The 6,000-nt window shown below is 35.9% G+C and carries 6 protein-coding genes and 1 pseudogene; all 7 read right to left on the bottom strand.

Features of this window, described 5'->3' with window-relative positions; translation table 11 throughout:
* Positions 1–263, bottom strand: a pseudogene (locus tag E0E02_RS06875) (hypothetical protein); the annotation flags it as partial.
* A 17-nt stretch (positions 264–280) separates the two neighbouring features.
* Entirely contained in the window at positions 281–1,399 is a 1,119-nt protein-coding gene (yqeH, locus tag E0E02_RS06870; RefSeq protein ID WP_133018204.1) for a ribosome biogenesis GTPase YqeH, read from the bottom strand.
* Positions 1,399–1,926, bottom strand: coding sequence for a YqeG family HAD IIIA-type phosphatase (locus E0E02_RS06865; protein ID WP_180366619.1), 528 nt, complete (start codon positions 1,924–1,926; stop codon positions 1,399–1,401). Before E0E02_RS06865 ends, yqeH begins: the two co-directional genes overlap by 1 nt.
* A 140-nt stretch (positions 1,927–2,066) precedes the next feature.
* Positions 2,067–2,777, bottom strand: coding sequence for a hypothetical protein (locus E0E02_RS06860; RefSeq protein WP_133018203.1), 711 nt, complete (start codon positions 2,775–2,777; stop codon positions 2,067–2,069).
* A gap of 110 nt (positions 2,778–2,887) precedes the next feature.
* Complete coding sequence (locus tag E0E02_RS06855) at positions 2,888–4,297, bottom strand: DHA2 family efflux MFS transporter permease subunit (RefSeq protein ID WP_133018202.1); 1,410 nt, start codon at positions 4,295–4,297, stop codon at positions 2,888–2,890.
* Positions 4,298–4,305: 8 nt separating this feature from the next.
* Positions 4,306–4,722 carry a MarR family transcriptional regulator gene (locus E0E02_RS06850; protein WP_074564348.1) on the bottom strand — a complete coding sequence of 139 codons (417 nt, stop codon included), beginning with the start codon at positions 4,720–4,722 and terminating at the stop codon, positions 4,306–4,308.
* 136 nt (positions 4,723–4,858) lie between these two features.
* Positions 4,859–5,767 (bottom strand): DMT family transporter, encoded by a 909-nt coding sequence (locus tag E0E02_RS06845; protein WP_074602794.1) that lies wholly within the window; start codon positions 5,765–5,767, stop codon positions 4,859–4,861.
* Between the last annotated feature and the right edge of the window lie 233 nt (positions 5,768–6,000).

Here is a 6,000-nt window from a genome sequence, read left to right as displayed (position 1 = left end):
TTATAATTTTTACCAAATCTAATCAAATCCATTTCTTTACCAAGTTGGGGAATTTGGTAACCAAAGAAAAAATAATCAGTACAAGAATGTAATGTTAATTCTTCGTTATCATTTTTTAAAAAATTAACAAATCCTAAAAAAGTATTTAGTTCAACACTATCTTTAAAATTGTAACCTAAACAATTAAGCTCTTTCAAAGTACCTGACATATTACTACTTATCAGCCTATTTTTAGTATATGAACATAGAGTTGAAAAATCCAAAAATTTTCCCTTCTTCCTTAAATCAACGCTTTACGAAGAAGAACAGCCACACCTTCTGGTGCCCAAGCTGCAATCTTCACTGGATTAGCTTGTGAGGCTTTAATACGAATCCAACCAAGTCCTGAATAAACCACATCCATTTTATCTTTGATGGTAAATTCATGACGGACCAATTTTGGAAAGTCAGCCAATTCTTTATCACTTGGTGGTGTCAAAAGACTACCAACGTGTTTGTCGTAAAAGGCATCGGCGCCAGCTAATTTTGTTCGATGTAATTTCAAATTATTATCAAAATAAGCTGTAAAACCTTGTTTGTCACCTGAAATAAAATCAAATCGACCCAAACCAGCCAAGAACAAAGTTTGTTCTGGATTAAGTTGGTAAGTTTTTGGTTTGATTTCTTTTTTCGGGCTGATGTATTTTAGATTCTTGTCGCCAAGGTAGTGCGCCATTTGGTGGCGGTGAATGATACCTGGTGTGTCAAAAATGTAAGAACCATCATCAAGTGGAATTTCAATTTTATCAAGCGTTGTTCCAGGGAAACGAGACGTTGTGATAATGTCTTTTTCTCCTGTGATTTCTTTGATAATAGCATTAATCAGTGTTGATTTACCAACATTTGTTACACCTACCACGTAAACGTCACGACCACGACGCAATTTCTCAATTTTTTCAATCAAGTCTTTAATGGCTTGATGATTTTGCGCACTAGTCAAGATAACATCGACTGGACGAAGACCTTCTTCGTGAGCACGCTCAGTCAACCATTGAGTGACTTTACCAGTCTTAACTGATTTTGGCAAAATGTCTTTTTTATTTCCGACAAGAAGAACATCATTGCCAGATACAAAACGTGACAAACCTGGGATAACTGACCCATTAAAATCAAAGATATCCACAACGTTAACCACAAGGGCATCACTGTCACCAACTTCGTGAAGAAGTTTCAAGAATTCGTCATCAGTAATGTGCACGTCAGTGATTTCATTGTAGTGACGTAATCTAAAACATCTTTGACAATACAATTCACCTGTTTCTAAGCCTTTTTCAAGAGCTGCTTTCGGTGTGTATCCTGCTTGTTCTTTATCTTCTGTTTGAATTTTGGCTCCGCAGCCAATACATAATAATTCTTCCATTAAATTCCTTTTTGATATTGGATTTTTCCGTATTTTTCTTCAAGTTTAGCCCAAACACGACGTTCACGCCAACGATTAATTCTAGTATTCCAAGCATCAGATTTAACCAAAGGTTTCACCAAAACAGATTGAATCTCTGCACGATGCGCAGCGCGAATATCTGTCATCAACTGGTCACCAACCATGATAACTTCATCACGGTCAAATCCATAACGCTTGATGGCTTTATTAATACCACGTGTGAAAGGTTTCATTGAACGGCTAACAAAGTCCACACCAAAGCGTGATACCGCACGATCAACACGTGAATAACTGTTGTTTGATACGACAACCACAGAAATATCAGCCATGGTCATTTCATCCAACCATGCCCTAACTTCTGGTGTTCCATCTGGGTTATTCCATGCAATTAGTGTATTATCTAAGTCAACTAAAACGGCATGAATACCATGTCGCAACAAATCATCTGCTTTTAAATCATAAACTGCCTCAACCACGAAGGTCGGCCTATAATCGTCTATACTCAAATTACTCTCCAAAAAAATATATTTTACTATTTATTTTAACATATTTAGACCAATATGGCGAATTGAAAAACACTTCTATAATTAGGATTTTTTCACTAAAAAGCTGGGATAATCCTTTCTACCCCAGCTTCATAGATGACTTATTCTTTCGGGTCAATATTTTCAAATTTCAAATCTGAAACATTGACTTTAACACTAATTTTATCGTTAGATTTGAGATTAAGTAATTGTTCCAAATCCTGACTAATGTATTTGGCTACCTTTTTCTGATATTTTTCTTGCTTCATAACGTCATTACTTGTTTCATAGATAGCAGTTTGGCTTTTCTTATCCAAAAATTCCATTGCTTTTTTATCCGAAGTAACAACATCAACTGCTTTATCAACAATTCCAGAAGAAGCTTTTAAAATCTCAAGTTCTCCTTCTTTTTGTGAATCCACTTTTACAGTTAAAGGATTTTTGAACGTCAAAACATTATTTTTGATGTCAATATCGTTTTTAGAGATATCTGCCAATTCTAGCTTAAATTCTGTTTTTACAGGAATTTTCATTTCCAATTTACGGCTGACAATCACATTAGCAATTTTTTTTGTCCAGTCTGGCCAGTCTTTAGTCGCATTTGAATTAAATGTCTGCGTCGCAGGCGTATCTACTGCTGCATCTGCAACAAGTAATTCATTTTTCTTTGAAAAAAGTTCGACAACATGTTCATATTTAGCTTCTGTGTCACCGCCAAAGATTTTTTTAAAACAATTATTGTCTTTCAAATAAAAAACAACAGCAGCAATAACAGCAAGAATCACTACGATCCTAGCAATTTCTTTTCCTAAAGCTTTTCCGATACTCTTCATAATTATTTTCCTCCATTTTTAACAAATTTCATTATAAATATCGCAACAAAGCTTGTCAATGACTTTCTCAAAATCTGTCAAAAAAAGAGGTGAGACGAACCCGCTCAACCTCATATTTGATAATATCTAAGCTTCTTTTCTTTACCATCAACAACTCTAAATAGGATAATCAATTCAATAACAGCTAAGACAAGTAAAATGATAAAGGCATTTCGTGACCCTCTAGCCGTTGCTTCTGAATAGCTGATACTTGTGTTTGATTGACTGAGCGCAACAACCAAGGATGCAACGGTCGTTCCAACTGCGCCAGCAAATTGTTGCAAAGTATTAAAGATAGCATTGGCATCTGCTCGTTTGTCTGAAGTTACTTGTTTTTGACCATTTGTCATAATATTACCAAAGGCAATTCCGGTACCTGCCATTGATAGAATATAGATAACAGTCAACCAAGCATTCAGTAAATGCAAGGCCAAAATACTAAAGAGACAAAGAGCAAAGACAAGTAAACTAACCCCAAAGATAATTGGCTTTTTAGCACCTAAACGGTCTAAAATTCTGCCGCTAAATGGTGCAAAGCAGGCACCAATAATTGCTCCTGGAAAGACTAAAAGACCTGCGACAGTTGAACTTGAATGATTTACTAGCTGAATGTAATTCGGGATAATAAAGGACATTCCTAGATTGACAATTTGAAACAGGAAGAAAGCAATAACATGTCCAGCAAATTTACCATTTTTAAGAATAGATAAGTTAACAATTGGCTGTTCTAAATGTGAAGAACGTTTTATCAAGACAAGAAGACCAGCAATTCCAACCACCAATCCTCCTAAAACAGGCAAACTAAAAAAGCTGTATTCAGCCAAATTATTAATACCTAAAATTAGACCAACAAACAGAGCTAAAATAGCAATCACACTGATAACATCTAGAGTTTCACGCTTCACTTCATTCTTTTGTTCAATCGATGTAACACCTAATACCAAAGAAATTAGTAGGACTGGAATCAATAAGACAAAGATAAAACGCCATCCAAAATGTGATGAAACCAAACCACCAAATGTTGGTCCAACCGCTGGAGCGACCGCTGTAATCAATGTTCCCACTCCCATCATTGCACCGATTTTACTCATTGGCACTTGGTCCAAAATGATATTAAACATCAAAGGAAGGGCAATTCCGACTCCAATCCCTTGAATGACACGCCCGACCAAAAGCAAAGCAAAACTTGGAGCAACACCATCAATCAAGACACCCAATATAAACAGCAGGTTAGCTGCTAAAAAGACTGATTTTGTCTTAAATGAACGTTTCAAATACGCTGATAAAGGCACTACTGACGCCACTACCAAAAGGTAGATTGTCGTCATCCATTGAACCGTTGATGTGTTAATATTAAATTCTTTCATCAAAGTCGGGAAAGTGATATTCATGGCAGTCTCAACTACAACACCGCAAAATGACAACATTCCTGCACCGACAATAGCCCTAATAACTTTTGCTGAAATTTTTTCTTCTGACATATTTCCTCCTATTTTTCTTTCATGTAATAGCGTAATATTTTCTCAAAAACAGCAATTTCTTCTTCAGAAAATAGGCTCTCAAGCGTAGCTTCCTTGCTAGCAAAATATGTCTGACAAGCATCAACCAAAGCTTCAGCTTTTTCGGTTAAATGAACTGATTTTTGTCTGGCATCTTTCTCAGAAACCTGACGATAAATTAAACCCTTTTTCTCCATTCGTTGAAGCAAAACTGTTGTTGTAGAACGTTGAATATTAAATTCTTTTTCAATGTCCTGTTGGAAATACTCTTCTTTCCAATCATGACTCAAAAAATCAATAATTGACATCTGAGTTCCTGTTAAATCATAAGGTTTAGCAAATTGATCAAATTCACGACTTAACTGATTACCGGCTATTTTAACCATGCGTCCTATATTTCTGTCCATCACATGTCTCCTTAAAAATATGTTAGTCAGCTAACAGTTAGCTAGCTAGCAATATGTATTATAGGAACATTCGACAGCAATGTCAAGGGATTTAACAAAAAAACAGCTAGAAAACTAGCTGCTAAGATGTTATTACTTAATGCAATTGTTTTTTCACTACAACCAAATCGCGTAAAGAAATTAATAGAACCGCTCCGACAATAAAAATCATTCCTAGAAAATCCATCGGATAAAAGACTTCATGCATAATAGTCAAAGAGAAGAAAACTGAAGAAATTGGTTCTACACAAGCAAGCAAACTTCCTTTAACCGCACCAACGATAGCTGTTCCCTTTAAAAATAGACTATAAGCAAAAACCGTACCGACAATGATGATGCCAAACAATCCTAGCAAATTTCCTGGATTTAGTACTAAAGTGTATTGCCATGGATGTACCAAAATCGGAAAAACAATTCCACCCATGATCATGCCAAGACCAATCACTGTGAAGCTACCATACTCACGAATTAATTTCGCCGGTAAAATAATATAAAACGAATAAGTTACCGCTGAAAACAATCCCCAAGCAAAGCCACATGGTGTGATAGCTAGCCCATCAAGGCGCCCATGCGTTGCAATGATAAAAGTTCCTAAAACCGCTAAGATAATCGCCAATATTTCACTTCCTCTTGGCAGTTGTTTCTTTCTCAAAGAGACATAGGCCAAAACAAGAATTGGTGCCATATACTGTATAACCGTTGCTGTCCCTGCATTTGTGCTTTCAATTGCTCTTAGATAAGCATACTGATTCATCACAAGCCCAATCAGTGAAAAAATAGCAATACCACCAAGTGCTTTTAATGACGTCACAGCCTTCAAAAACGTCTCACGCTGATTGAGTGCTGCAATAGTCGTCATTATCACACCAGCTGTAATTAAACGCACACAAGACAATAAGTCGACATTCATTCCATGAGCCATCAAATATTGCCCAGAAACCCCAGAAATCCCCCAGAATATCCCTGCAACAAGAACCATAATAGTTCCCTTAAACATCTTATTCATCTTAACTCCATCTACCTTACCAAATAAAATTCAGCTCCAAGTATAACACATTTAGCAGCTAGAAAACACACCAATTCTCACACTTTTTGTAAAGTAATCTTTCTAAAAATTCTATTATTTTTGGAGATTAAAAAAGGGAGTAAAATAAATTAAAAAATAGCTTTAATACTTCTCCGACTAGATTGTCAAGCCATGCTATATGGAATAAAAAAAATCACCCCGAAGGATGATTT

The organism is Streptococcus sp. KCJ4932 (assembly GCF_004352745.1).
Classification (GTDB): domain Bacteria; phylum Bacillota; class Bacilli; order Lactobacillales; family Streptococcaceae; genus Streptococcus; species Streptococcus ruminicola.
The sequence above is the reverse complement of the archived record's forward strand: the minus strand, read 5'-3'. Positions and strand labels throughout refer to the sequence as shown.